This is a genomic window from Nitrosomonas europaea, assembly GCF_900167395.1.
In the GTDB taxonomy this organism is placed as follows: Bacteria; Pseudomonadota; Gammaproteobacteria; order Burkholderiales; family Nitrosomonadaceae; genus Nitrosomonas; species Nitrosomonas europaea.
On record NZ_FUWK01000023.1, the window covers coordinates 1 to 23,031 of the forward strand.

At 48.0% G+C, this 23,031-nt stretch carries 29 protein-coding genes; 20 read left to right on the forward strand and 9 right to left on the reverse strand.

Translation table 11 applies throughout. The features are described from left to right. Positions 1-315: 315 nt before the first annotated feature. The 3 genes from B5D58_RS08050 to B5D58_RS08065 form a co-directional block, all read right to left on the reverse strand. The gene (locus tag B5D58_RS08050) at positions 316-624 is read right to left on the reverse strand and encodes a helix-turn-helix domain-containing protein (RefSeq protein ID WP_011110834.1); all 309 of its coding nucleotides are present in this window, start codon (positions 622-624) and stop codon (positions 316-318) included. Between the two features lie 117 nt (positions 625-741). Next, complete coding sequence (gene murU, locus B5D58_RS08060; protein ID WP_041356937.1) at positions 742-1,473, reverse strand: N-acetylmuramate alpha-1-phosphate uridylyltransferase MurU; 732 nt, start codon at positions 1,471-1,473, stop codon at positions 742-744. A gap of 15 nt (positions 1,474-1,488) precedes the next feature. After that, positions 1,489-2,487, reverse strand: coding sequence for an aminoglycoside phosphotransferase family protein (locus B5D58_RS08065; RefSeq protein WP_011110836.1), 999 nt, complete (start codon positions 2,485-2,487; stop codon positions 1,489-1,491). Positions 2,488-2,642: 155 nt separating this feature from the next. Between B5D58_RS08065 and B5D58_RS08070 the strand changes: the two genes are divergently transcribed. Next, the gene (locus tag B5D58_RS08070) at positions 2,643-2,939 is read left to right on the forward strand and encodes an accessory factor UbiK family protein (protein ID WP_011110837.1); all 297 of its coding nucleotides are present in this window, start codon (positions 2,643-2,645) and stop codon (positions 2,937-2,939) included. Positions 2,940-3,016: 77 nt separating this feature from the next. Next, positions 3,017-4,519 (forward strand): YifB family Mg chelatase-like AAA ATPase, encoded by a 1,503-nt coding sequence (locus B5D58_RS08075; protein ID WP_011110838.1) that lies wholly within the window; start codon positions 3,017-3,019, stop codon positions 4,517-4,519. A 28-nt stretch (positions 4,520-4,547) separates the two neighbouring features. On the opposite strand, the gene dnaB is transcribed toward B5D58_RS08075, so the two are convergent. The 6 genes from dnaB to B5D58_RS14105 form a co-directional block, all read right to left on the reverse strand. Continuing rightward, on the reverse strand, positions 4,548-5,945 hold the full coding sequence (gene dnaB / locus B5D58_RS08080; protein ID WP_011110839.1) for a replicative DNA helicase: 1,398 nt from the start codon (positions 5,943-5,945) through the stop codon (positions 4,548-4,550). 107 nt (positions 5,946-6,052) lie between these two features. Beyond that, on the reverse strand, positions 6,053-6,508 hold the full coding sequence (gene rplI, locus B5D58_RS08085) for a 50S ribosomal protein L9 (RefSeq protein ID WP_011110840.1): 456 nt from the start codon (positions 6,506-6,508) through the stop codon (positions 6,053-6,055). 18 nt (positions 6,509-6,526) lie between these two features. Next, on the reverse strand, positions 6,527-6,805 hold the full coding sequence (gene rpsR, locus B5D58_RS08090; RefSeq protein ID WP_011110841.1) for a 30S ribosomal protein S18: 279 nt from the start codon (positions 6,803-6,805) through the stop codon (positions 6,527-6,529). A 36-nt stretch (positions 6,806-6,841) separates the two neighbouring features. Continuing rightward, positions 6,842-7,168, reverse strand: coding sequence for a primosomal replication protein N (gene priB / locus B5D58_RS08095; RefSeq protein WP_011110842.1), 327 nt, complete (start codon positions 7,166-7,168; stop codon positions 6,842-6,844). Continuing rightward, the gene (gene rpsF, locus B5D58_RS08100) at positions 7,152-7,592 is read right to left on the reverse strand and encodes a 30S ribosomal protein S6 (protein ID WP_011110843.1); all 441 of its coding nucleotides are present in this window, start codon (positions 7,590-7,592) and stop codon (positions 7,152-7,154) included. Before rpsF ends, priB begins: the two co-directional genes overlap by 17 nt. Positions 7,593-7,645: 53 nt before the next feature. Beyond that, complete coding sequence (locus tag B5D58_RS14105) at positions 7,646-8,116, reverse strand: hypothetical protein (RefSeq protein ID WP_234989039.1); 471 nt, start codon at positions 8,114-8,116, stop codon at positions 7,646-7,648. On the opposite strand from B5D58_RS14105, the gene B5D58_RS08105 reads away from it, so the two are divergent. From B5D58_RS08105 to tolR, 18 genes are all read left to right on the forward strand, one after another. Further along, on the forward strand, positions 8,058-8,360 hold the full coding sequence (locus B5D58_RS08105) for an ATP synthase subunit I (RefSeq protein ID WP_234989037.1): 303 nt from the start codon (positions 8,058-8,060) through the stop codon (positions 8,358-8,360). The two genes, B5D58_RS14105 and B5D58_RS08105, sit on opposite strands and share 59 nt — an antisense overlap. A gap of 34 nt (positions 8,361-8,394) precedes the next feature. Further along, the gene (gene atpB, locus B5D58_RS08110) at positions 8,395-9,204 is read left to right on the forward strand and encodes a F0F1 ATP synthase subunit A (protein ID WP_011110845.1); all 810 of its coding nucleotides are present in this window, start codon (positions 8,395-8,397) and stop codon (positions 9,202-9,204) included. Positions 9,205-9,246: 42 nt separating this feature from the next. Continuing rightward, positions 9,247-9,519 carry a F0F1 ATP synthase subunit C gene (gene atpE / locus B5D58_RS08115; protein WP_011110846.1) on the forward strand — a complete coding sequence of 91 codons (273 nt, stop codon included), beginning with the start codon at positions 9,247-9,249 and terminating at the stop codon, positions 9,517-9,519. 46 nt (positions 9,520-9,565) lie between these two features. After that, positions 9,566-10,039 (forward strand): F0F1 ATP synthase subunit B, encoded by a 474-nt coding sequence (locus B5D58_RS08120; RefSeq protein WP_011110847.1) that lies wholly within the window; start codon positions 9,566-9,568, stop codon positions 10,037-10,039. After that, positions 10,040-10,576 (forward strand): F0F1 ATP synthase subunit delta, encoded by a 537-nt coding sequence (locus B5D58_RS08125; RefSeq protein ID WP_011110848.1) that lies wholly within the window; start codon positions 10,040-10,042, stop codon positions 10,574-10,576. A gap of 12 nt (positions 10,577-10,588) precedes the next feature. Then, positions 10,589-12,130 (forward strand): F0F1 ATP synthase subunit alpha, encoded by a 1,542-nt coding sequence (gene atpA, locus B5D58_RS08130; RefSeq protein WP_011110849.1) that lies wholly within the window; start codon positions 10,589-10,591, stop codon positions 12,128-12,130. A 3-nt stretch (positions 12,131-12,133) separates the two neighbouring features. After that, positions 12,134-13,018, forward strand: a complete 885-nt coding sequence (atpG, locus tag B5D58_RS08135) for a F0F1 ATP synthase subunit gamma (RefSeq protein ID WP_011110850.1) — start codon at positions 12,134-12,136, stop codon at positions 13,016-13,018. A 30-nt stretch (positions 13,019-13,048) separates the two neighbouring features. Further along, a complete protein-coding gene (gene atpD / locus B5D58_RS08140) occupies positions 13,049-14,431 on the forward strand; it encodes a F0F1 ATP synthase subunit beta (RefSeq protein WP_011110851.1) in 1,383 nt (460 codons plus the stop codon). 28 nt (positions 14,432-14,459) lie between these two features. Next, entirely contained in the window at positions 14,460-14,882 is a 423-nt protein-coding gene (locus tag B5D58_RS08145; protein WP_011110852.1) for a F0F1 ATP synthase subunit epsilon, read from the forward strand. Positions 14,883-15,127: 245 nt separating this feature from the next. Then, positions 15,128-16,504: a bifunctional UDP-N-acetylglucosamine diphosphorylase/glucosamine-1-phosphate N-acetyltransferase GlmU gene (glmU, locus tag B5D58_RS08150; RefSeq protein WP_011110853.1), complete on the forward strand. Its 1,377-nt coding sequence runs from the start codon at positions 15,128-15,130 to the stop codon at positions 16,502-16,504. Positions 16,505-16,541: 37 nt separating this feature from the next. Further along, entirely contained in the window at positions 16,542-18,389 is a 1,848-nt protein-coding gene (glmS, locus tag B5D58_RS08155; protein ID WP_011110854.1) for a glutamine--fructose-6-phosphate transaminase (isomerizing), read from the forward strand. 135 nt (positions 18,390-18,524) lie between these two features. Next, complete coding sequence (locus tag B5D58_RS08160) at positions 18,525-19,250, forward strand: YebC/PmpR family DNA-binding transcriptional regulator (RefSeq protein ID WP_011110855.1); 726 nt, start codon at positions 18,525-18,527, stop codon at positions 19,248-19,250. Then, positions 19,247-19,792 carry a crossover junction endodeoxyribonuclease RuvC gene (gene ruvC, locus B5D58_RS08165; protein WP_011110856.1) on the forward strand — a complete coding sequence of 182 codons (546 nt, stop codon included), beginning with the start codon at positions 19,247-19,249 and terminating at the stop codon, positions 19,790-19,792. The genes B5D58_RS08160 and ruvC overlap by 4 nt, the downstream gene beginning before the upstream one ends. After that, on the forward strand, positions 19,789-20,376 hold the full coding sequence (gene ruvA, locus B5D58_RS08170; protein ID WP_011110857.1) for a Holliday junction branch migration protein RuvA: 588 nt from the start codon (positions 19,789-19,791) through the stop codon (positions 20,374-20,376). The genes ruvC and ruvA overlap by 4 nt, the downstream gene beginning before the upstream one ends. Positions 20,377-20,394: 18 nt before the next feature. Next, entirely contained in the window at positions 20,395-21,435 is a 1,041-nt protein-coding gene (ruvB, locus tag B5D58_RS08175; RefSeq protein WP_011110858.1) for a Holliday junction branch migration DNA helicase RuvB, read from the forward strand. A 59-nt stretch (positions 21,436-21,494) separates the two neighbouring features. Beyond that, entirely contained in the window at positions 21,495-21,905 is a 411-nt protein-coding gene (ybgC, locus tag B5D58_RS08180) for a tol-pal system-associated acyl-CoA thioesterase (RefSeq protein ID WP_011110859.1), read from the forward strand. Beyond that, positions 21,902-22,606 (forward strand): protein TolQ, encoded by a 705-nt coding sequence (gene tolQ, locus B5D58_RS08185; RefSeq protein ID WP_011110860.1) that lies wholly within the window; start codon positions 21,902-21,904, stop codon positions 22,604-22,606. The genes ybgC and tolQ overlap by 4 nt, the downstream gene beginning before the upstream one ends. Continuing rightward, on the forward strand, positions 22,603-23,019 hold the full coding sequence (gene tolR, locus B5D58_RS08190; RefSeq protein ID WP_011110861.1) for a protein TolR: 417 nt from the start codon (positions 22,603-22,605) through the stop codon (positions 23,017-23,019). The genes tolQ and tolR overlap by 4 nt, the downstream gene beginning before the upstream one ends. Positions 23,020-23,031: the final 12 nt, after the last annotated feature.

Sequence of the window (23,031 nt, forward strand, 5' to 3'; positions counted from 1 at the left end):
ACGATAAAATTACCGAATTGAATAACTGAATCTGATCTAACAGGCACTCGTCAAATCGGGTAACTGTCAGATCAGATCTCAACTACTACAAATAATCGACTAAAGTCGATTATTGTTTAGGGTTTGAGCCATTTGACTTTGTTTAATTTCGATATTGTGACCTTTGCCTGTGCGCATCTCCTGTACACGAACAAATACGATTTTTGACGATACTAGCCGTTTTTTTGTTCTTTCTGTACCGTATGGGGGCTCGTTCTATACGACCTATCGTTAGAGGTGATTATTTTTAATTCGATATCTACTGAAAACAAGCCGCTATAAGGTAATTTCTTTCAGTACATCAGGCCGGCGTTCGGCAATGGTAATTAATGTCCTGGCTGCGCCACTCGGTTGACGGCGACCTTGTTCCCAATCCTGTAAGGTTCTGATTGATACGCCTAACAGTCTGGCAAAATCAGCCTGTGACAGGCCGGATTTCAGTCGTGCTGCAGTAACAGGGGAAATTTCAACTTTATGAATCCGGCCCGCATGCCCTGATTTCATTTGTACGACGGATTCCAGCAGTTCGGCACCCAGATCGCGCTTGGCATCACGTTCCTTCAATTCTTTTTCGGTCATTGGCATGTTATTTTTTCCTTAATTGCTTTAAGCAGGTGTGCGGGAATGCTTTCATTTTTGTTTTTGGCATAAATCAGTAGTAACCAGATGATTCTATCTATTTTTTATGAGGAACTGCCGGCTTTACGTGTGTCGGTCCGAACGGTTGAGCGTGGTATCGAGCTGATGCAGGCGTTCAGGGGTGCCGATGTCCAACCACAAGCCCGGAAAATATGAGCCGGTGGCTTTCCCGGCAGCAATGGCCTGGCGCAGTAGGGGGGCGAGTTTCTCGGCTCGGCCGGAGGGCACATTTTCGAAAAGTATCGGATGATAGACCCCAATACCACTGAAAGTGAGTTTCTGGCAATCAGGGCGAGCTGATTCAACCAGTTTGCCGGTATCGTCGTGTAGGAAAAAGTCTCCTTCAGGGTGATGAGGGGGGTTATCCACCAGAATCAGGTGTGCCACCGTGTGTGTCGGGTGTGATTGCATGGATTGCAGAACCGGCTGCAGGATAGAGAAATCCATGTCACAGAAAATATCGGCGTTGATGGCAGCAAATGGCTGGTTTTTATCGGGGGTGGTGAGCAGGGGTAATGCGTTGGCAATTCCGCCCGCAGTTTCCAGTACAAGGGTTTCTGGTGAATAGTGGATATGGAGGCCATAGCGTTTGCCATCCTGCAGTGCAGCTTCGATCATGCTGCCGAGGTAGGCGTGGTTGATGACCACATTGGTGAAGCCTGCCTGCGCCAGTTTTTCCAGATGGTACTCGATCAACATTTTTCCGCCCACCTGCAGCAGAGGCTTGGGGCAGGTATCGGTGAGCGGCTGCATGCGCTTTCCCTTGCCTGCAGCCAGTATCATGATTTTGAACATCTGTGATGGATTCAATCAGAATGTGTAGCCGGTTTCAGCCTGCCTGTCTTCCAGTCGATCCAGCAATCGGCTCAATGGATGGAGCTCACTGTAGCGTTCGCAGGTTTGCCGCAGATATTGCATGATTGCGGGCATGTCTTGCAGGTAGGTGGGCTTGTTATCCCGGTAGCAAAGTCGGGCAAAGATTCCCAGTACCTTGAGATGCCGCTGTACTCCCATCCATTCAAAATCCCGGTAGAAAATCGAGAAATCGGTTGCAACCGGCAGTCCGGCGTGGCGCGCTTTTTCCCAGTAGCGGATCATCCAGTCCAGTATTTGTGCTTCTTCCCATTGTATGTAGGCATCTTTGAACAGGGATACCAGATCATAGGTGATGGGCCCCAGAACGGCATCCTGAAAATCGATGATTCCCGGGTTGGGGGTGGATACCATCAGATTGCGGCTGTGGTAGTCTCGGTGTACGAACACTTGCGGTTGTGCGAGATTATTAGCGAGAATCAGGTTGAAAACGGTCTTTAGTGTATTTTTCTGATCATCGTCCGGCGGGGCGTGCAGGTGTCGTGTCATGTACCAGTCAGGAAAAAGCTCCAGCTCGCGGGAAAGCAGTATCCGGTCGTACTCGGGGAATATATTTTTCTGGCTGGCACACTGGATTTTGATCAATGCGTCAATGGCATCCTGGTAAAGCCGGTTGGCATTTTCAGGGGCTGCAGTCAGTGCCTGCAGGTAAGTGGTGGTGCCGAGGTCGGACAGCAGTAAAAAACCTTGATTCAGGTCTTGTGCGACGATGGCGGGTACATGAACGGATGCACGGGAAAAAATGCTGGCTGCATGCAAGAACGGCCGGCAGTCTTCCTGCTGTGGCGGAGCATCCATCACGATCAGTGTTTTTCCGGGAAGAGATGCACGAAAATAGCGGCGAAAACTGGCATCCGCCGAGGCAGGCGACAAAGTGCAGGGCTGATCGGGATAAAGGGCTTTCAGCCAGTATTCCAGAAGTTGCAGACGATCCATCGAAGCTGATTGGTTAAGGTAGAGGAAGCAGCTTTTATATTGATTGCCGATTGAGGCGGAAGCTGCTGATTTGTGTTTGCCTGTTGATTGAAAATATGAGATTTTATCCCGGAAGCCGATGATAAGACTTTGAAATTTTAATGGAGAGAGAAGAGATGTTGGATAAAAATGTGTTAAACGAGATCGGCAGCAAGGTAAACGAAATTCTGGCCAGCAGTCCAGCCAGAGATGTCGAGAAAAATATGCGGGCCATGCTGACCGGTGCCTTTGCACGGCTGGACCTGGTTACACGCGAAGAATTCGATGTGCAGCAGGAGGTTATTAAACGCACACGTATCAAATTGGCTGAACTGGAAGAAAAAGTACGCAAACTGGAACAACAATTACAGCAGCCGGCAGAAGTGGTTTCATCGAATGAAACGGGAGATGCCTGTTGCGAAACACAACCGTAACGGGTAATAACGGGCGCCAGTTGTGCAGGATGTTGATAAGCGACACTTGTATTTTGTTTGAGTGATCGATCTTCTCCATGTCACTGGCCATTCTTTACAGCCGTGCATTATGTGGCATGGACGCGCCTCTGGTAACTGTTGAGGTGCATCTTTCCAATGGTCTTCCAAAATTTACCATTGTTGGTCTCCCTGAGACGGAAGTCAGAGAGAGTAAGGATAGAGTACACGCTGCCATACTGAACGGGCGTTTCAAATTTCCTGCACGGCGGATTACCGTCAATCTGGCTCCAGCTGATTTACCCAAGGAAAGCGGGCGTTTCGATCTGCCGATCGCCTTGGGTATATTGGCTGCCAGTGGGCAAATTCCCGCAGACAGGCTGAATCAGTACGAATGGGCGGGAGAATTATCACTCGATGGCCGGCTGCGTCCCATTCGTGGTGCATTGGCCATGACCTACAGTGCATCCCGTTCAGGTCGCGGTTTCGTGTTGCCGGAACAGAATGCCGGGGAAGCGGCGCTGGTTCAGGAGGCGAAGATTTATCCCGCTACTTCATTGTTGCAGTTGTGCGCTTATTTGACCGGTCAGAAAGCGTGGGAACCCTACAGTACCAAGCCGAATGATGAGGAAACTGCAGGCAGCTACCCGGATATGGGAGAGGTCAAAGGCCAGATGCAGGCAAAGCGTGCATTGGAGATTGCGGCAGCAGGTGGTCACAGTGTGCTGATGATCGGGCCGCCAGGTACCGGTAAATCCATGCTGGCACGGCGTATACCGGGTATTCTGCCGCCCATGACCGGGCAGGAGGCGCTTGAATCGGCTGCCATTCAATCTTTGGGCAGCGGCAGATTCAATTTGACTGACTGGAAGCGTCGCCCTTTCCGGGCACCGCATCATACGGCATCTGCGGTAGCACTGGTCGGTGGAGGGGGTATTCCACGTCCGGGTGAGATTTCACTGGCAATGAATGGTGTTTTATTTCTCGATGAGCTGCCTGAATTTGACCGGCGAGTGCTGGAAGTGCTGCGTGAACCGCTCGAATCCGGTTACATTACCATTTCACGAGCTACACAGCGCGCAGATTTTCCGGCCAGATTCCAGCTCATCGCTGCGATGAACCCCTGCCCCTGTGGTTATCTCGGGCATTACGAGGGAAAGTGCCGTTGTACGCCTGATCAGGTGGCGCGCTATCGCGGCAAAATATCTGGCCCGCTGCTGGATCGTATCGATATTCAGATCGAAGTGCCTGCTTTGCCGAAGGAAGATTTGTTGCGCCCGGGGCCGGGTGAACCGAGTGCCGTTATCCGGTCAAGGACGACTGTTGCCCGGCAGCGTCAGTTGGATCGTCAAAATGTACCCAACACGGAGCTGAGGGTGCAGGAGATAGAAAAACTTTGTCATCCGGATGCAGAGGGTAAATGCATGCTGGAACGGGCTATGACTCGCCTGAATATGTCGGCACGGGCTTATCACAGGATACTGAAACTGGCTCGAACCATTGCGGATTTATCAGGCAGTGAGCCTGTTCTGGGAAAACATGTGGCGGAAGCCATTCAATACCGCCGTATGGATATAAGCTGATTATCCGGATACGCGCCAGATCAGTATCTCAATAGTAATCAGCAGTGCGGGCGCAGTTCTCGAATCTGGTAAATTCTCCCAGAAAGGTGAGATCGACCTTGCCAATCGGCCCGTTACGCTGCTTGCCTATGATGATTTCTGCGATACCTTTGTCTGGAGTATCCGGGTTGTAAACTTCATCCCGATAAATAAACAGGATCACATCGGCGTCCTGTTCGATGGCGCCTGATTCACGCAAATCAGACATGATCGGGCGTTTGTTGGGACGTTGTTCGAGGCCACGGTTCAACTGTGACAAAGCGATTACGGGAACCTGCAGTTCTTTTGCCAGTGCTTTCAGTGAGCGTGAAATTTCCGAAATTTCGGCAGCACGGTTTTCACTGCCGGGTGAGGTGGCTGACATCAGTTGCAGGTAGTCGATAATGATGAGCCCCAGCCCTTCATGTTGCCGGTACAAGCGCCGGGCGCGGGCGCGCAGTTCCAGAGAGTTTAATCCTGCACTTTCATCGATGAATATCGGTGCATCATTCAGTTTACCCAGTGCGTGGGTAAGCCTCGGCCAGTCATCATCATTCAGTTGGCCGGTACGCATTTTATGCTGATCCAGTCGGCCGATGGATCCCAGCATACGCATGGCAAGCTGCACACCTCCCATTTCCATGCTGAACACGGCTACCGGTTTGCTGGTTTCCAGTGCGACATGCTCACCGATATTGAGAGCAAAGGCTGTTTTTCCCATCGAAGGCCGTCCGGCAACAATAATCAGATCGCCGGGCTGGAAGCCGGAAGTTTTCTGGTCGAGGTCATTGAAACCAGAGGGGATACCGGTGATATCACTGGGATTGCTGCGGTTATAGAGTACTTCGATTCGCTCTACTACCTGTTTCAGCAGTGGCTGGATATCGACAAATCCCTGTTTGCCATGTGCACTTTGTTCTGCAATCTCAAATATTCTGCTTTCCGCTTCATCCAGCAGATCACCTGCTGAGCGGCCTGCCGGGTTGTAGGCCGAGTCAGTGATTTGTGTGCTGACTTGTGCCAGCTTGCGCATGATCGAGCGTTCCCGGACAATTTCTGCGTACCGGCGAATGTTGGCTGCAGACGGGGTATTCTGTGCAATGGCACCGATATAGGCCAGCCCTCCTGCATGTTGCAGTTGGGCTGCATTTTCGAGAGATTCGGCAACGGTAATGACATCTGCCGGTTTGTTCTGCTCTATGAGCCGGGAGATATGCTGGTAAATGAGTTGATGATCCTGACGATAAAAGTCACTTTCGATGATGATGTCCGCTACTTTATCCCAGGCCTGATTATCCAGCATGAGCCCGCCCAGGACGGATTGTTCAGCCTCGATAGAGTGTGGCGGAAGTTTATAGATATTATCTTCGGCAAGGTTCTGGATAAAGCTGCTGGTGAGTTGATTCATGGGGACGATTAAGGGCTAAGAGCAGAATCAGGATAGTACCATTTTGATGCGGAAACAAAAAAAGGACCAGAGACAGTCCTTTCTTTGTTTGATGCTTACCAGGGATATCAGATTGTCGTTTCGCCCAATACTGATACGGTAATATGTGCCGATACTTCGCTGTGAAGTACAACGGTGACTGTATAATCACCTATCTGTTTGATTTGTCCCTCAGGCATGCGAATCATGGATTTTTCAACTGGAAAATCCTGCTTGCGCAATTCCTCAGTGATATTTGCACTGGTAACCGAACCAAAAAGCTTGCCATCTACTCCTGCTTTCTGGGATATCTGAACGAGCAAGCCATCCAGTCTGGCTGCTTGTGCGCTGGCAGCTGCTAAAATCTCGGATTGCTTTTTCTCCAGTTCCGCGCGCTGTGCTTCAAACTCGGCAATGACCTTCTCGGTTACTCTTCTGGCTTTTCCTTGTGGGATCAGATAATTGCGGGCATAGCCCGGTTTGACGTTTACGATACTGCCCAGTGAGCCCAATTTGGCGATTTTTTCCAACAAAATTACTTGCATGTTGTCTCTCCTGGTTGCTTAGTGCTGATCAGTATAAGGTAGCAGTGCAAGAAAGCGGGCGCGCTCGATGGCGAGGTTCAACTGCCGCTGATAATATGCACGCGTGCCGGTAATTCTGGCTGGAATGATCCTACCGTTTTCACTGACGAAGTCTTTCAGTAAATCGATATCTTTATAATCGATATGCTTGATTCCTTCAGCAGTGAAACGGCAAAATTTCTTGCGTTTGAAAAGAGGCCGGTTTGCCATCCGGTCTTTCATCCTTTTGTCTGCATCCTTGTTTCTTGAGAATCTCATATCGTTTCTCCACTAGTGCGTGTCTGGTATTTTATTTCAGATGATCCGGGTGTCACGTACATGTAAAACCAGCTGATTGCTCAAACGGTTTTTTTTAGCAATGAAACCGGTAATTTCGACGTTACTGCCAGATCCTATACGAATAATTTTTTCAGCTGTTTCTGCTATGGCGATCGCTTCAAATTCAAACTCGATTCTACGTTGAATACCTGCTTCCTGCTGATTTGAACAATGACTCAGCTTGAATTCGGCAATCATGAGGCCGGCAGGTGTATAACGAGGTGAAGCCAGATCAGTGATTGTTCCACTGATAATCACCTGATTCCGGTTGATCGATGATTCCGGATCAGGGTTTGGGATCACTTTCCTCGGTTGTTCGGGTATCTTCGCCGGGAGAATCAGCCGTTTTTGCTTTGGCTGGAGCAGTATTCTCACTATCCTCATCTGAGGAATGGGGTGGTCTGGATTTTCCTTCCTGCATCATCGGAGAAGGGGTTGTGATCGGGCCATTCATACGAATGACGAGATGACGAAGGATGGCGTCGTTAAATTTAAAGCTGTGTTCCAGTTCATTCAAGGACTCTTGGTCGCACTCGATATTCATCAGCACGTAATGTGCTTTATGCAGCTTTTGTATAGGATAGGTTAACTGCCTGCGTCCCCAATCTTCCAGCCTGTGAATTTTTCCGGATCTGCCAGTGACGATATTGCTGTAGCGCTCAGTCATCGCAGATACTTGCTCACTCTGATCAGGGTGGACAATAAATACGATTTCGTAATGCCTCATGATTTCCTTATAGGTAAAGCCTTCTGGTTACATTAAACAAGTAAGGCAAGGGATTAACAAATATGCATGTCATGATGACGATCGCATAAAACGGTCTTCTTTTTTGAAGATGCCTGGATATCAGGCTGTGTAATTTTACTTGATCGGCGGATAAACTTCAAAAAATTAGATACTTTCTGGAGAGGAGTTATATCTATATGCGTAATACTGCCAAAATGCATTTGAGCGTACAGAAGCACTGGTAATCCGGGGATTCCAGAAACTCGAGATAGAAGCCACGAATCAAAAATGATATTGCCCTTTTGCATTGATTGACTAGGTAAGGTGATCAAGGTAGAATCGCCGCACTTTTTGTTGCGGCATTTCTTCTTGCTGTGCCCGTTGGAGTGAATGTTCCCGATTAAAAGCAGGCCGTTAAAAATCATTATATTCTGGCAGCTGGCGTTTGCAATACTGGCTGCCGTTTTGTGTGGCCTGCTTTCAGGAGTGAATGCTGCAATTTCAGGATTTCTCGGTGCAATCATCAGTGTGATTGCCGGGGCGGTATATGCGATTCTGGTATCGAGGCACAGCGGTTATTCAGCGAGTGGAACTTTGCGTACTGCTTTACGTGCTGAAACTGTAAAGATATTCATAATCATAATGTCGCTTTGGGCCGTATTCGCGATATTCGAGGGTTTGCAGCCTGTCATGTTTATTGGTTCATTTGTCGTTGCTGTATTGATATCAAGCATGGCAGTGTTTGTGCCTGAAAAATTAAATAAATAAAATGCTCTGATCAAAAGTGTGTAAGGGTAAATAAATGTCTTCAGAAGCTGAGTTAAATCCTACAACATATATACAGCACCATCTGACAAATCACACAATTAGTGTTGGTGATGGTGCGTTCTGGGTGTTGCATACAGATACGCTGTTCATGTCGGTGCTGCTTGGGGTGGTCAGTCTGGGTTTGATCTGGATGGTTGTCAGAAAAGCCACATCAGGAGTTCCCAGCAAGACACAGGCATTCGTTGAGTTATTGATCGAATTTATTGATGATCAGGTAAAGACGACATTTCATGGAAATCGCCACGCATTTGTGGCTCCTGCAGCGTTGACTATATTTGTCTGGGTTCTTCTGTTGAATGCGATGGATTTTCTGCCTATCGACATCATGGCATGGATTTATGAGCATATTTTTGGGCTCCATAACTGGAGAAGTGTGCCAACTGCCGATGTCAATACAACCTTTGCGCTGGCGTTGTCTATCTGGATACTGACCATTTATTTTGCTATCAAGGTTAAAGGATTTGGGGGGTGGGTTACAGAGCTGGTATGTACTCCATTTGGTAAGAATCCGTTGTTATGGCCCTTTAATCTGTTACTTAATGTGATTGAGTATATTTCGAAGCCGTTGTCACATTCGTTACGGTTGTTCGGAAATATGTACGCTGGTGAGATTATTTTTATGCTGTTGGGAATGTGGGCGGCGACAGGCGTAACCGGTACATTTTTTGGCGCCATACTTGGCGCTGGTTGGGCGATATTTCATATATTGATTGTGGTTTTGCAGGCATTTATTTTTATGATGTTGGCGGTGGTTTACCTTTCAATGGCTCATGAATCGCATTAATTAGTAAGATTTTTGTTATCAACTTGAACTAGAGGAAAAAATATGGAAAACGCTCAATTTCTTGCAATGATTCAGGCGTATACAGGGATCGGTATCGGGCTGATGATTGGTCTGGGTGCTGCGGGTGCTTGTATCGGTGTGGGTGTGATGTGCGGTAGATTTCTGGAAGGTGCGGCTCGTCAGCCTGAAATGATTCCAACTCTGCAAGGCAAGGTATTTCTGCTTCTGGGGCTGACCGATGCTTCGTTCATTATCGCCGTGGGTCTGGCAATGTTATTTGCGTTTGGTAATCCGCTGCTGGCTGTTATTCAGTAAGTAGTCTATTGAATTTGTTACCGAGGTGAATGAATAAAGGGTTGTTATGAATATAAATTTCACATTGATCTCGCAAGCAATAGCCTTTTCCCTGTTTATATTGTTCACCGCCAGGTTTGTATGGCCGTATCTGTTGCGTGCGATAGAGGAACGTCAGCAGAAAATAGCGGATGGTTTGGCGGCAGGTGAGCGTGGTAAAAAAGAGTTGGAGCTTGCCAGTCAGCGTTCATCGGAAGTGCTGAAGGAAGCTAAGCAACGTGCGAGTGAGATCGTTATTCAGGCGGAAAAAAGAGCTTCGGACATCATAGAGGAAGCCAAGCAAAATGCCCGGATTGAAGGGGAAAAAATCATAGCGGGAGCCAAGGCGGAAATTCAGCATGAAACCTTCAGTGCGCGTGAATCTTTGCGTCAGCAGGTAGCAGGGTTGGCGGTGCAAGGTGCATCAAAAATTCTTCGTCGGGAAGTGAATGCCAAGGTTCATGCAGATTTGCTGGCATCAATAGAGGCAGAGTTAAAATAAATGGCTGAAGCGATAACAATTGCACGACCATACGCAGAAGCAGTTTTCAAGCTTGCTAGGGAAAGTGGGTCTTTGTTTTCCTGGTCAGAGACGCTTGATGCTGTTAATTCAATCGTTCGGGAGTCTCAGATAAGAGAGCTGATCAGTAATCCACTGATTTCTTCAGTAAAGTTGCGTGAAATTATTTTCAGCGTGTGTGGTAAAAAACTGAATGAGGATGGCAAACGATTGGTATCGCTATTGATCGATAATCAACGATTGCTGGTAATGCCACAGATCCATGAGTTGTTTGAACAGCTTAAAGCGCAGCACGAAAGTATATTGGAGGCTGAAGTAGTGTCGGCATTCCCGCTTGATTCTGGCCAGTTGGAAAAGCTTGTTTCAATTCTTGAAGCAAAATTTCAGCGAAAAGTTAAAGCGGAAGTAAGTGTTGATAGCGAGCTCATTGGTGGTGTAAGAATTAAAATTGGTGATCAGGTAGTCGATAGTTCTGTGCACGGAAAGCTGGAAGCCATGGCGACGGCGCTCAAAAGCTAGGAGTTATAAAAAATGCAGTTAAATCCATCAGAAATCAGTGAATTAATCAAAAGTAAAATTGAGGGCCTTTCCGTTACATCGGAATTTCGTACGCAGGGAACCATTGTATCACTGACAGATGGTATCGTTCGTGTGCATGGTCTTTCCGACGTAATGCAGGGTGAAATGCTGGAATTTCCGGGTGGGACATTTGGCTTGGCACTCAATCTGGAGCGTGATTCGGTCGGTGCGGTTATCTTGGGTGCGTACGAGCATCTGAAAGAAGGAGATATCGTTAAATGTACCAGTAGAATTCTCGAAGTTCCGGTAGGTGAGGCATTATTAGGTCGTGTCGTCAATGCTTTGGGGCAGCCAATAGATGGAAAAGGACCCATTGCTGCAGAGGGAACAGAGCCGATAGAAAAGATAGCTCCTGGTGTCGTATGGCGTAAATCGGTAGATCAGCCGGTGCAGACAGGGTTGAAATCAATTGATTCAATGGTTCCAGTCGGAAGAGGGCAGCGCGAACTGATCATTGGAGATCGTCAAACTGGTAAGACGGCAGTGGCAATCGATGCAATCATCAACCAGAAGGGTGAGGATGTAATCTGTATCTATGTGGCAATCGGTCAGAAAGCATCATCGATTGCAAACGTCGTACGGAAGCTTGAAGAAGTTGGTGCCATGGCATATACGATTGTCGTGGTTGCTTCTGCTTCTGAATCAGCGGCTATGCAGTATATCGCACCCTATTCCGGTTGTACCATGGGTGAATATTTTCGTGATAAAGGGCAGGATGCACTCATTGTTTATGATGATTTGACCAAGCAGGCATGGGCTTATCGTCAGATTTCTCTGCTGTTGCGTCGTCCACCGGGTCGTGAAGCTTATCCGGGGGATGTCTTTTATCTTCACTCCCGTTTGCTGGAAAGAGCGGCAAGAGTCAATGCTGATTATGTTGAAAAAGCCACTGGTGGAAAGGTAAAAGGAAAAACCGGGTCGCTGACGGCTTTACCTATCATTGAAACACAGGCAGGTGACGTAACGGCATTCGTGCCGACTAATGTTATTTCAATTACGGATGGGCAGATATTCCTGGAATCTGATTTATTTAACGCAGGGATACGCCCGGCAATCAATGCTGGTATTTCTGTATCCCGGGTGGGCGGCGCCGCACAAACCAAGGTGATTAAAAAATTGGGTGGCGGGATTCGTTTGGCGCTGGCTCAATATCGTGAACTTGCTGCTTTCGCACAATTTGCTTCTGATCTCGATGAAGCCACACGCAAGCAGCTGGAGCGTGGAAAAATGGCTACGGAGTTAATGAAACAAAGCCAGTACGCGACGTTGAAAGTTTCAGAGATGGCGTTGACGCTGTTTGCCTTAAACAAGGGTTACTTTGATGATGTTGATATAAAGCGTGCACTTGCTTTTGAGTCGGCATTGAAAAGTCATATTCGCAGTCATCATGGTGCAATACTGGATAAGATTGAAGCCAGCAAAGAACTTGATGCAGAAACAGAAAAAGCGTTAGAAGCAGCCATTCAGGAATTCAAGCAAAACGGAACATATTAACCAATGCCCAGCAGCAGAGAGATACGCAATAAAATCAAAAGCGTTAAAAATACGCAAAAGATTACACGTGCCATGGAAATGGTTGCCGCTTCCAAAATGAGGAAGGCGCAGGATCGTATGAAGAAAGCGCGTCCTTATGGCGAGAAGATACGCAACGTGGCTGCACATATGAGTAATGCCAGTGTTGAGTATCGCCATCCTTTTCTGATAAGTCGTGACTCTGTTAAAAGAGTGGGAATCATTGTTGTAACTTCAGATAAAGGTTTGTGTGGCGGGTTGAACACGAATGTGCTGCGTAGAGCACTCAATGAAATTCGAACGTGGGAAACCGAAGGTAATCATGTAGATGCTTGCTGCATAGGTAACAAGGGTTTGGGGTTCATGAGCCGCCTTGGTACTCAGGTAATCTCACAAGTAACCGGGTTGGGTGATGCACCTAATATGGAAAGGTTGATTGGTGCAGTCAAGGTAGTCTTGGATGCATATACAGAAGGCCAGTTGGATAGGGTATATATTTTCTATAACCGCTTTATTAATACAATGAAGCAGATGCCGGTTATGGAGCAGCTTCTTCCCTTGACTGATGATCGTATCAGTAGTGAGGATGGCGAAGCCAGACCTACCCGTGCACCGTGGGATTATATTTATGAACCTGAGGCAAAACCGGTTATCGACGATATCATGGTCAGGTATATAGAGGCGCTCGTATACCAGGCAGTTGCTGAGAACATGGCTTCAGAACAATCGGCAAGGATGGTTGCAATGAAAGCGGCATCTGATAATGCAGGTAACCTGATTGATGAGCTGACGCTCATTTATAACAAGTCTCGTCAGGCAGCCATTACCAAGGAATTGTCAGAAATCGTGGGCGGTGCTGCTGCTGTTTAAGTATTATAAATTCGTATTTAGGGAAAAGTGATGAGCCATCAAGGAAAGATCGTTCAGTGCATTGGCGCAGTAATCGATGTGGAGTTTACGCCGGGGGAAATACCAAAAGTATATGATGCCCTGGTAATGGAAGGATCGGAGTTGACGCTGGAAGTGCAGCAACAGCTCGGAGATGGGGTCGTCAGGACTATTGCTCTTGGGTCGTCCGATGGTCTGCGACGTGGAATGATGGTTACTAATACCCAAAAACAGATTTCGGTTCCTGTAGGTACTAAAACACTTGGCCGTATTATGGACGTCCTTGGCAGACCCATTGATGAAATGGGAGAAATCGGCGCGAATTCCTTAATGCCTATCCATCGGGCTGCTCCTGCTTTTGATGAGCTGTCGGCATCCACGGAGTTATTGGAAACCGGGATTAAAGTGATCGATTTGGTTTGCCCCTTTGCGAAAGGAGGCAAGATCGGGCTTTTCGGTGGTGCCGGTGTAGGTAAAACCGTAAATATGATGGAGCTTATTCGTAATATTGCAATCGAGCATAGTGGCTACTCGGTTTTTGCTGGCGTGGGTGAAAGGACACGTGAGGGTAATGATTTCTACCATGAAATGAAAGACTCTAACGTACTGGATAAGGTAGCTTTGGTTTATGGCCAGATGAATGAGCCGCCTGGTAACCGTTTACGTGTAGCACTTACCGGTCTGACGATGGCTGAGGCATTTCGTGACGAAGGGCGTGATGTATTGTTCTTTGTGGATAATATTTATCGTTATACCTTGGCAGGTACTGAAGTTTCCGCACTGTTAGGGCGTATGCCATCAGCAGTAGGGTATCAGCCAACACTTGCAGAAGAAATGGGCCGGCTGCAAGAAAGGATTACTTCTTCCAAGACAGGGTCGATTACATCCATTCAGGCCGTTTATGTTCCGGCGGATGACTTGACTGACCCATCTCCTGCAACGACATTCGGTCACCTTGATGCTACAGTGGTACTTTCCAGGGATATTGCTTCACTCGGGATTTATCCGGCTGTTGATCCACTTGATTCGACTTCGCGCCAGCTGGATCCTTTGATTATTGGTGAGGATCATTACAATACCGCACGTGAAGTTCAGCAAACATTGCAGCGATATAAAGAATTACGCGATATCATTGCTATTTTGGGTATGGATGAGCTGTCCCCTGAGGATAAGTTGTCAGTTAGTCGTGCCCGTAAAATACAAAGATTTCTCTCTCAGCCATTCTTCGTTGCTGAAGTCTTTACAGGATCGCCGGGTAAATATGTACCATTGAAAGAAACCATCAAGGGATTCAAGGGTATTGTCAGTGGTGAGTATGACGATATTCCTGAACAGGCTTTCTACATGGTAGGTGGTATTGAGGAAGTGCTTGAGAAAGCCAAATCAATTCAATAAATACATAAAATTAACTGACAGATAATTGATGGGTACGATATTTCACTTGGATATAGTGAGTGCAGAGGAATCGATTTATTCCGGTCCTGCAGAGTTTATTGTTGCTCCGGCAGTGATGGGTGAGGTAGGGATTTTTCCTCAACATACACCTATGCTGACTCGTATCAAGTCCGGTGTGGTCCGGGTGAAAGCACCGCTTCAGGATGATGAAGAAGTTTATGTTTCAGGCGGGATGCTTGAAGTACAGCCAGATGTTGTGACGATTCTGGCAGACACTGCAGTGCGTGGAAAAGATCTGGATGAAGCCAAGGCTTTAGAAGCCAAACGGAAAGCGGAGGAGATCATGAAAAACAAAATTTCTGAAATCGAGTACGCACGTGCACAAGCTGAGCTGATTGAAGCTACAGCACAGTTGGCTGCCATTCAGAAGTTGAGAAAAAGAGGTCACTGATTTCTCTGACTGTTCTGTAATGGTGGGTTTAGTTAAAAAGGGCGACTATTGGTCGCCCTTTTTTTATAAGATTAAAATATTTTTCTATCCAACCTGGTTATTTTAACCATTTCCTTTTATACATTAAGACCATGTATGTGTTTTCAGTGGTCATTGTGTAAAAGAAATAGCGAGTTTGCGGTTCGCAGATAGAACGTTTATTTGCGTAGTGGCAAATGAAGTAATCCAAAAGAGGGTTAAAACTCGTGTTACAAGTTGATGTCGTGATATTGGCGGCTGGAATGGGTAAGAGAATGTGCTCGTCTTTACCCAAGGTATTACATCCTCTGGCAGGAAAACCAATTTTATCGCATGTTCTGGATATTGCTCGTACGTTGTCGCCGGAAAGAATATGCGTGGTATTTGGGTATGGGGGTGAGCTGGTTCGCCAAGTTATCGGCGATCATTCTGATCTTATCTGGGTAAAACAGGCTCAGCAACTTGGGACTGGGCATGCTGTAAAACAGGCGTTACCTTATCTTGGTAATAAAGGTGTAACGCTGGTTTTATTTGGTGACGTGCCACTGGTAAAGAGTGATACGCTCAAGGCTTTGATTGAGAAGGCGCGTGAAGATAATCTTGTCCTGTTGACAGTCGAATTGGACAATCCGACCGGCTACGGACGGATCGTGCGTGATCCTGTAACAAATCGCATTCAGGCAATTGTAGAAGAAAAAGATGCCTCTCAATCACAGAAGAAAATCCGAGAAATCAATACCGGTATTATGGTTCTCCCGAATGGCCGTTTAGGTAATTGGCTCGATAATCTGAGTGATGCCAATACCCAGGGTGAGTATTACCTTACTGATATCATTGCCATGGCTGTGGATGCCGGCATTCCGATCGAAACTTCCAGTCCTGCATCTGATTGGGAAGTATCCGGTGTGAACGACAAGATTCAATTGTCTATCCTGGAGCGTGCTCATCAACAGGATACTGCCAACAGGCTTATGGAGCAGGGGGTGATGTTTGCTGATCCGGCACGCTTCGATGTACGTGGCCGACTCGTTTGTGGAAATGATGTTGAAATAGATATTAACTGCATATTTGAGGGTAACGTTCGTTTGGGTAATAACGTCAAGATCCATGCAAATTGCATACTCCGGAATGTGATTGTCTCAGATGGATCAGTCGTTCATCCATTTAGCCTGATAGAGGATGCAGAAGTAGGTAAAAATTGCCGTATTGGTCCATACGCCCGTATCCGGCCAGGGACACAGCTCGATGATGCCGTTCATGTCGGGAATTTTGTGGAGATCAAAAATAGCCATATTGCATCGGAGAGCAAGGTCAATCATCTCAGTTATGTAGGTGATACTGAAATGGGCAGGCGGGTCAATATTGGTGCCGGTGCAATCACGTGTAATTATGACGGAGCATTTAAACACCGGACCGTTATCGAGGATGATGTATTCATTGGTTCTGATACACAGCTGGTTGCTCCGGTAACGGTGGCGAGAGGATCGACGATTGGGGCCGGTTCGACGATTACGCGCGATACGCCTGAAGGTCAGCTTACATTATCTCGGACCAAACAAACGAGTATCGCTAACTGGAAACGGCCGAGGAAAGACAGGAATTGAGGTTGTTTGAATAACAGGATTGAGTAGGGGTCTGGCTATGTGCGGTATTGTGGGTGCGATTGCAAAAAACGATGTTGTACCTTTTTTACTGGAAGGATTATCCAGACTTGAGTATCGTGGCTATGATTCAGCTGGAATCGTGGTGGCGGATGGCATGTTGCACAGACTACGGACAACAGGCCGTGTTTCTGAACTGAGCAAACTGGTCGATAGCGGAAAAACATCGGGACTTACTGGTATTGCACATACTCGCTGGGCGACACATGGCGTACCTTCTGAACGTAATGCTCACCCTCATTTCTCAGGTGATCAAAAAAAGATTGCTGTTGTACATAACGGCATTATCGAAAATCACGAAACTCTTCGGCAACGTTTACAACAGGATGGATTTGAGTTTCTGTCGGATACCGATACCGAAGTGATTGCTCACCTGATTTCATCTTACCTCTGTAAGACCAACGATTTACTGGAAGCAGTCTGCCGTTCCCTTGATGAGTTGCAAGGCGCATATGCGATAGCTGTGATGGAGGAATCGCGCCAGGATCGTATTATCGTAGCCAGAAATGGAGCCCCGCTCTTACTTGGGATAGATGATGATGGGATTTACGCGGCTTCTGATGCCTCTGCACTGGTGCAGGTTACGCAGAGAATCGTGTATCTTGAGGAAGGAGATGTGGCAGAGCTGTCCAGTGATGGATATCGGATTCTGAATTGCCTGGATTCGGTAAATGGCTATGAAGTCACTCGCAAAATAACTGAAAGCAGCCTGACGCGTGATGCAGTAGAACTAGGGCCCTATTCACATTTCATGCAGAAGGAAATCTTTGAGCAACCTGTTGCTGTGGCGAATACCCTGGAAATGGTGTTGAATGCTCAATCGGTATCTCCTCAATTATTTGGCAGTGAAGCACAAAGCATTCTTGCACAGACTCAGGGAGTGCTGATACTTGCTTGCGGGACAAGCTATCATGCCGGTCTGGTTGCGAAATACTGGCTGGAAACGATTGCAAGACTTCCTTGTAATGTCGAGATTGCCAGTGAATACCGTTATCGTGATCCAATTGCCGATCCGACCACATTGGTCGTCGGTATTTCCCAATCCGGCGAAACTGCAGATACTCTGGCTGCACTCAGTTATGCCAAATCATTAGGACATCGCTACAGTCTGGCGATTTGCAACGTGCCGGAAAGTGCTCTGATCAGACAAACGGATCTGCGCTTTTTGACTCGCGCCGGCCCTGAAATTGGAGTTGCCTCCACAAAAGCGTTTACTACACAGTTGGCGGCTTTGCTGTTGTTTACAGCAGTGCTTACAAAGATACGCGATCAGTTGTCAACTGGAGACGAACAAAAAATGATTGCCGCACTGCGGCATTTACCGGTTGCAATACAACATGCGCTGCAATGTGAACCGGAAATCAGAAAATGGGCCGGGGATTTTTCCCAGAAGCACCATGCTTTGTTTCTGGGGCGCGGTGTACATTACCCGATCGCACTGGAAGGTGCGCTGAAGCTCAAGGAGATTTCATACATCCATGCCGAGGCTTATGCGGCGGGTGAACTCAAGCATGGTCCTCTCGCACTGGTAGATAGTGGAATGCCGGTAGTTGCCATAGCGCCGAATGATGCACTGCTGGAGAAGCTGAAATCCAATCTGCACGAGGTGCGTGCGCGAGGCGGGGAATTGTATGTCTTCGCCGATGCGGATTCACGTATCGAGGAGAGCGAGGGAGTTCATATTATCAGGCTGGCTGAACACAGTGGTGTACTCAGTCCCATCTTGCATACCATACCATTACAGTTACTGGCTTATCATGTGGCTCTACAGAAAGGCACTGATGTCGATAAACCCCGAAATCTTGCCAAATCAGTTACTGTTGAATAATTGGTCAAACTGATTATTGCGAAGGTACTGAAGCGAAGTTGCGGATGATCAGCACCGGGAGCTTCAGTCCCTTATGCTTTATACAATACTACAGGAGTGGTAGCATTATCTACTTTCAATGGTTGAAGGAAGTCAATGGCTGGTCATAGTAAATGGGCTAACATCAAGCATAAAAAGGCCGCGCAGGATGCCAAGCGCGGGAAGATTTTTACCCGTCTGATCAAGGAAATTACGGTAGCTGCCCGCTTGGGTGGCGGAGATCCAAACAGTAACCCCCGGTTGAGATTAGCGATGGATAAGGCTTTCGGACATAACATGCCGAAAGATAACGTCGAGCGTGCGATCAAGCGTGGTTGTGGCGAGCTTGAAGGGGTCAACTATGAGGAAATTCGTTACGAGGGTTACGGAATATCCGGGGCAGCGGTGATGGTCGATTGCATGACGGACAACCGTACGCGAACGGTCGCCGCAGTTCGCCATGCTTTCACCAAACATGGTGGCAACCTGGGAACCGATGGTTCGGTAGCATATTTGTTCAAACATTGTGGCCAGTTGTTGTTCGCCCCTGGAGTTGGTGAAGCGCAGCTTCTGGAAGCTGCGCTCGAAGCAGGCGCGGAAGATGTCATCAGTAACGATGATGGCAGTCTGGAGGTGATTACTGGTCCTGATACGTTCGTGTCAGTCAGAGATACACTGGAAAAAGCTGGCTTCAAGGCTGAACTGGCAGAGGTAACCTGGAAACCCGAAAACGAAGTCTTGCTGCAGGGAGATGATGCGGTCAAGATGCAGAAACTGCTGGATGCCCTGGAAGATATCGACGATGTGCAGGATGTTTATACTTCGGCAGTCCTGGATACTTGACCTCGTTGGTATATGCCGCTAAAGGTATTCGCATACTGGGAATCGATCCTGGTTTGCGTATAACGGGTTTTGGCATTGTTGAGAAAATCGGGAATCGGCTGGTTTATATTGGCAGCGGCTGTGTAGTGACTGGAGAATCCGGTTTGCCGGATCGTTTGAAGACCATTCTCGATGGATTGAATGAAATCATTCTGCAGCATAAACCGGAGCAGGTTGCGGTAGAACAGGTTTTCGTCAATATCAATCCCAAATCAACCCTGTTGCTTGGCCAGGCACGCGGTGCTGCGATCAGTGCAGCGGTTCTTCATGAACTTTCCGTGTATGAATATACTGCCTTGCAAGTCAAACAGGCTGTGGTGGGGAATGGTCATGCCCGTAAAGAACAGGTGCAGGAAATGGTGATGCGGTTGCTGGGGCTGGGAGAACGACCGCGACCGGATGCAGCCGATGCACTGGCATGTGCCATTTGTCATGCTCACGGCGGAACCGGCCTGTTGACCCTGAGTGCCCGCAATCGCTCTAAACGGAGCAAGCGGCTGTGATCGGGAGAATTGCCGGCCTGCTGCTGGAGAAACATCCCCCGCTTGTACTAGTGGATGTAAATGGCATTGGTTATGAAATCGATGTGCCGATGAGCACCTTCTGCAGGTTGCCCGGTATTGGCGAACAGGTAACGCTTCACACCCATTTCTGGGTGCGTGAGGATGCACATTTGTTGTTTGGTTTTATGACGGAGCCAGAACGGGTACTGTTTCGTCAGCTTACAAAAATCTCCGGTATTGGTGCAAGAACAGGTTTGGCGATCTTATCTGGTTTGAGTGTCAATGACTTGCATCAGATCGTGGTATCACAGGACAGCACCCGTCTGACCAGAATCCCGGGTATCGGAAAAAAAACTGCGGAGCGTTTGCTGCTTGAGTTGCGCGATAAAATCAGCCCGGCGATAACCCTGCCTGAAACTGGAACAGCGATGGCCTCAAGTACCGATAAAGACATTCTCAACGCGCTATCTGCACTGGGCTATAATGACCGCGAAGCCAACTGGGCAGTTGGACAGCTATCAGAAGGTGTGACGGTATCTGACGGCATCATGCAGTCACTCAGGCTTTTATCGAAAGCAAAATAATATCTTGGCTGGTTCTAAATGATTGAATCGGATCGAATCATTACTGCCTCCCCATTTTCTTCCCAGGAAGAAGTCATAGAGCGTGCACTTCGCCCAGTTCAACTGGATGACTATGTTGGTCAGGAGAAAATTCGCGAGCAGTTGAAAATTTTCATTGAGGCGGCCAGGTTAAGGCAGGAAGCGCTGGATCACGTGCTGCTGTTTGGCCCGCCAGGGTTGGGTAAAACGACACTTGCCCATATTATCGCTCGCGAAATGGGTGTGAACTTGCGCCAGACTTCCGGGCCGGTGCTGGAACGTGCAGGTGATCTGGCCGCTTTGCTGACCAATCTGGAAACTAATGATGTCTTGTTTATCGATGAGATTCACAGGCTTTCGCCCGTTGTCGAGGAAATTTTGTATCCGGCAATGGAGGATTATCAGCTCGATATCATGATTGGCGAAGGGGCGGCGGCAAGATCGGTCAAGATTGATCTGCCGAGTTTCACCCTGGTGGGAGCTACTACACGCGCAGGCATGTTGACCAATCCGCTGAGAGATCGCTTTGGGATCGTTTCCCGCCTGGAGTTTTATACCGCCGATGAGCTTGGCAAGATCGTTACCCGTTCTGCCGGGCTACTCAATGTCGATGTGACTGCTGACGGTGCCAGAGAAATTGCATGCAGATCGCGAGGGACGCCGCGTATAGCCAATCGTTTGCTGCGCAGAGTACGTGATTTTGCTGAAGTCCGGGCAAACGGGCGTATCGATCGTCCGGTGGCCGATGCTGCATTGCAAATGCTGGACGTTGATGCCACTGGTCTGGATGTTCTGGACAGAAAGCTGTTGCTGGCAGTACTGGAAAAATTTGGTGGTGGGCCGGTGGGTGTGGATAATCTTGCTGCAGCCATCAATGAGGAGCGTGACACAATCGAGGAGGTACTGGAACCGTACCTCATTCAGCAGGGATTCCTGCAACGCACTCCTCGCGGTCGCATGGCAACGACTATGGCCTATCAGCATTTCGATATCATCCCTTCACACCAAACTACAGTGCCGAGTCTGTTTGACCCGGATTAAAAGCCGGTAACATCCGTAAACCAAAATTCAATATTTTTCTGAAGAGTATTTTTATAGAAATGGAAGTCGTTTTCGTTCATCCCGTACGCATCTATTATCAGGATACTGATGCGGGGGGCGTCGTATATCATGCGTCCTACCTCAATTTCCTGGAGCGTGCCCGCTACGAGTGGTTGCGCGAACTGGGTTTTACGGTGGATACCATGATCCGGTCGCATAAAATGATTTTTCTGATTCGTTCGCTCGGTATCGAGTATTTCAAACCAGCTGTACTGGACGATCTGCTGGATATAACCGTGCAGGTGGTAGACATTGGCAGAAGCCGGATAACGTTGCAGCAACAGATTTTGCGTGAACAGGGTACACTTGCCAGCGCGACCGTTCATGCAGTGTGTGTCGGAGCGGAAACGCTGAAGCCAATCAGTATTCCAGCACCTCTTCGCCAAAAAATTGAGAAGCAGTCATCATGAGTCAAGTAATTACCCAAGATTTATCATTTTTTCATCTTGTCAGCGGTGCGAGCCTTCCGGTTCAACTGGTTATGCTGCTGTTGCTGCTGGCTTCATTTGTTTCCTGGTGGTTCATTTTCAGGAAATTGTTTACCCTTCGTCAGGAAATTAAACAGACTGATGAATTTGAGAACATTTTCTGGCGTGGATCGGATTTGAATGCTCTTTATCAGCGAGCAGCTGGTGCACGTCATGCCGTAGGCAGCATGGAACGGATTTTTGAAGCCGGATTCCGCGAATTTACCAAATATCAGTCGGGAGTCGATATCGGTCCCATCATGGACAGTACACGCGGCGCAATGCGGGCTGTTTATCAGCGGGAAATGGACAGGCTCGAGTCACATCTGTCATTCCTGGCTACTGTAGGATCGGTCAGCCCGTATGTAGGGTTGTTTGGAACAGTGTGGGGCATCATGAATGCATTTCGTGAGCTGTCTAATGTTGGTCAGGCTACCATCGCGCATGTAGCACCGGGTATCGCCGAAGCGCTGATTGCGACGGCAATGGGACTTTTTGCGGCAATTCCGGCTGTGATTGCCTATAACCGCTATGCCAGTGATACTGCTCAGCTGGCAACCCGCTACGAAAGTTTCATAGAGGAAGTATCCAACGTACTGCAGCGTCGTGTGGCTAAACCTCGGGATATGGCGAATTTCTCATGATTCAGCGTCGCAGCAAACGTCGGTTGATGAACGAGATCAATGTCGTGCCGTACATTGACGTCATGCTGGTGCTGCTCATCATCTTTATGATTACAGCACCACTCATCCAACCCAGCCAGATCGAGTTGCCTGAAATCGGTAAATCTTCTGCACCTCCGGCGGAACCACTGGAAGTGATGATTGCCGCCAACGGAAATCTCACATTACGTGACCGTGCCGGTGCAGACAAGGAGCAGCAAGTCGATCGCAACCAGCTGGTGGAACTGATCAGGGCCAGGCAGGCACAAAATACCGATCAGCCTGTCGTTATTGCAGCAGATAAGAATGTCCGTTATGAAGAGGTGATTCAGGTAATGGATCTGCTGCAGCAGCAACAAATCCGGAAAATCGGATTGTTAACCAAATCAAAATAACTGTTGGGGTGT

Coding starts and splice junctions, on each gene's coding strand:
- B5D58_RS14105 (WP_234989039.1), bottom strand. CDS start 8,116: ATGATTGCACCGAGAAATCCTGAAATTGCAGCATTCACTCCTGAAAGC.
- tolR (WP_011110861.1), top strand. CDS start 22,603: ATGATTCAGCGTCGCAGCAAACGTCGGTTGATGAACGAGATCAATGTC.
- B5D58_RS08070 (WP_011110837.1), top strand. CDS start 2,643: ATGTTGGATAAAAATGTGTTAAACGAGATCGGCAGCAAGGTAAACGAA.
- atpG (WP_011110850.1), top strand. CDS start 12,134: ATGCCCAGCAGCAGAGAGATACGCAATAAAATCAAAAGCGTTAAAAAT.
- glmS (WP_011110854.1), top strand. CDS start 16,542: ATGTGCGGTATTGTGGGTGCGATTGCAAAAAACGATGTTGTACCTTTT.
- B5D58_RS08160 (WP_011110855.1), top strand. CDS start 18,525: ATGGCTGGTCATAGTAAATGGGCTAACATCAAGCATAAAAAGGCCGCG.
- ruvB (WP_011110858.1), top strand. CDS start 20,395: ATGATTGAATCGGATCGAATCATTACTGCCTCCCCATTTTCTTCCCAG.
- B5D58_RS08050 (WP_011110834.1), bottom strand. CDS start 624: ATGCCAATGACCGAAAAAGAATTGAAGGAACGTGATGCCAAGCGCGAT.
- B5D58_RS08065 (WP_011110836.1), bottom strand. CDS start 2,487: ATGGATCGTCTGCAACTTCTGGAATACTGGCTGAAAGCCCTTTATCCC.
- B5D58_RS08120 (WP_011110847.1), top strand. CDS start 9,566: ATGAATATAAATTTCACATTGATCTCGCAAGCAATAGCCTTTTCCCTG.
- rplI (WP_011110840.1), bottom strand. CDS start 6,508: ATGCAAGTAATTTTGTTGGAAAAAATCGCCAAATTGGGCTCACTGGGC.
- atpD (WP_011110851.1), top strand. CDS start 13,049: ATGAGCCATCAAGGAAAGATCGTTCAGTGCATTGGCGCAGTAATCGAT.
- atpB (WP_011110845.1), top strand. CDS start 8,395: ATGTCTTCAGAAGCTGAGTTAAATCCTACAACATATATACAGCACCAT.
- B5D58_RS08125 (WP_011110848.1), top strand. CDS start 10,040: ATGGCTGAAGCGATAACAATTGCACGACCATACGCAGAAGCAGTTTTC.
- rpsR (WP_011110841.1), bottom strand. CDS start 6,805: ATGAGATTCTCAAGAAACAAGGATGCAGACAAAAGGATGAAAGACCGG.
- murU (WP_041356937.1), bottom strand. CDS start 1,473: ATGTTCAAAATCATGATACTGGCTGCAGGCAAGGGAAAGCGCATGCAG.
- B5D58_RS08075 (WP_011110838.1), top strand. CDS start 3,017: ATGTCACTGGCCATTCTTTACAGCCGTGCATTATGTGGCATGGACGCG.
- atpE (WP_011110846.1), top strand. CDS start 9,247: ATGGAAAACGCTCAATTTCTTGCAATGATTCAGGCGTATACAGGGATC.
- ybgC (WP_011110859.1), top strand. CDS start 21,495: ATGGAAGTCGTTTTCGTTCATCCCGTACGCATCTATTATCAGGATACT.
- B5D58_RS08145 (WP_011110852.1), top strand. CDS start 14,460: ATGGGTACGATATTTCACTTGGATATAGTGAGTGCAGAGGAATCGATT.
- atpA (WP_011110849.1), top strand. CDS start 10,589: ATGCAGTTAAATCCATCAGAAATCAGTGAATTAATCAAAAGTAAAATT.
- rpsF (WP_011110843.1), bottom strand. CDS start 7,592: ATGAGGCATTACGAAATCGTATTTATTGTCCACCCTGATCAGAGTGAG.
- dnaB (WP_011110839.1), bottom strand. CDS start 5,945: ATGAATCAACTCACCAGCAGCTTTATCCAGAACCTTGCCGAAGATAAT.
- tolQ (WP_011110860.1), top strand. CDS start 21,902: ATGAGTCAAGTAATTACCCAAGATTTATCATTTTTTCATCTTGTCAGC.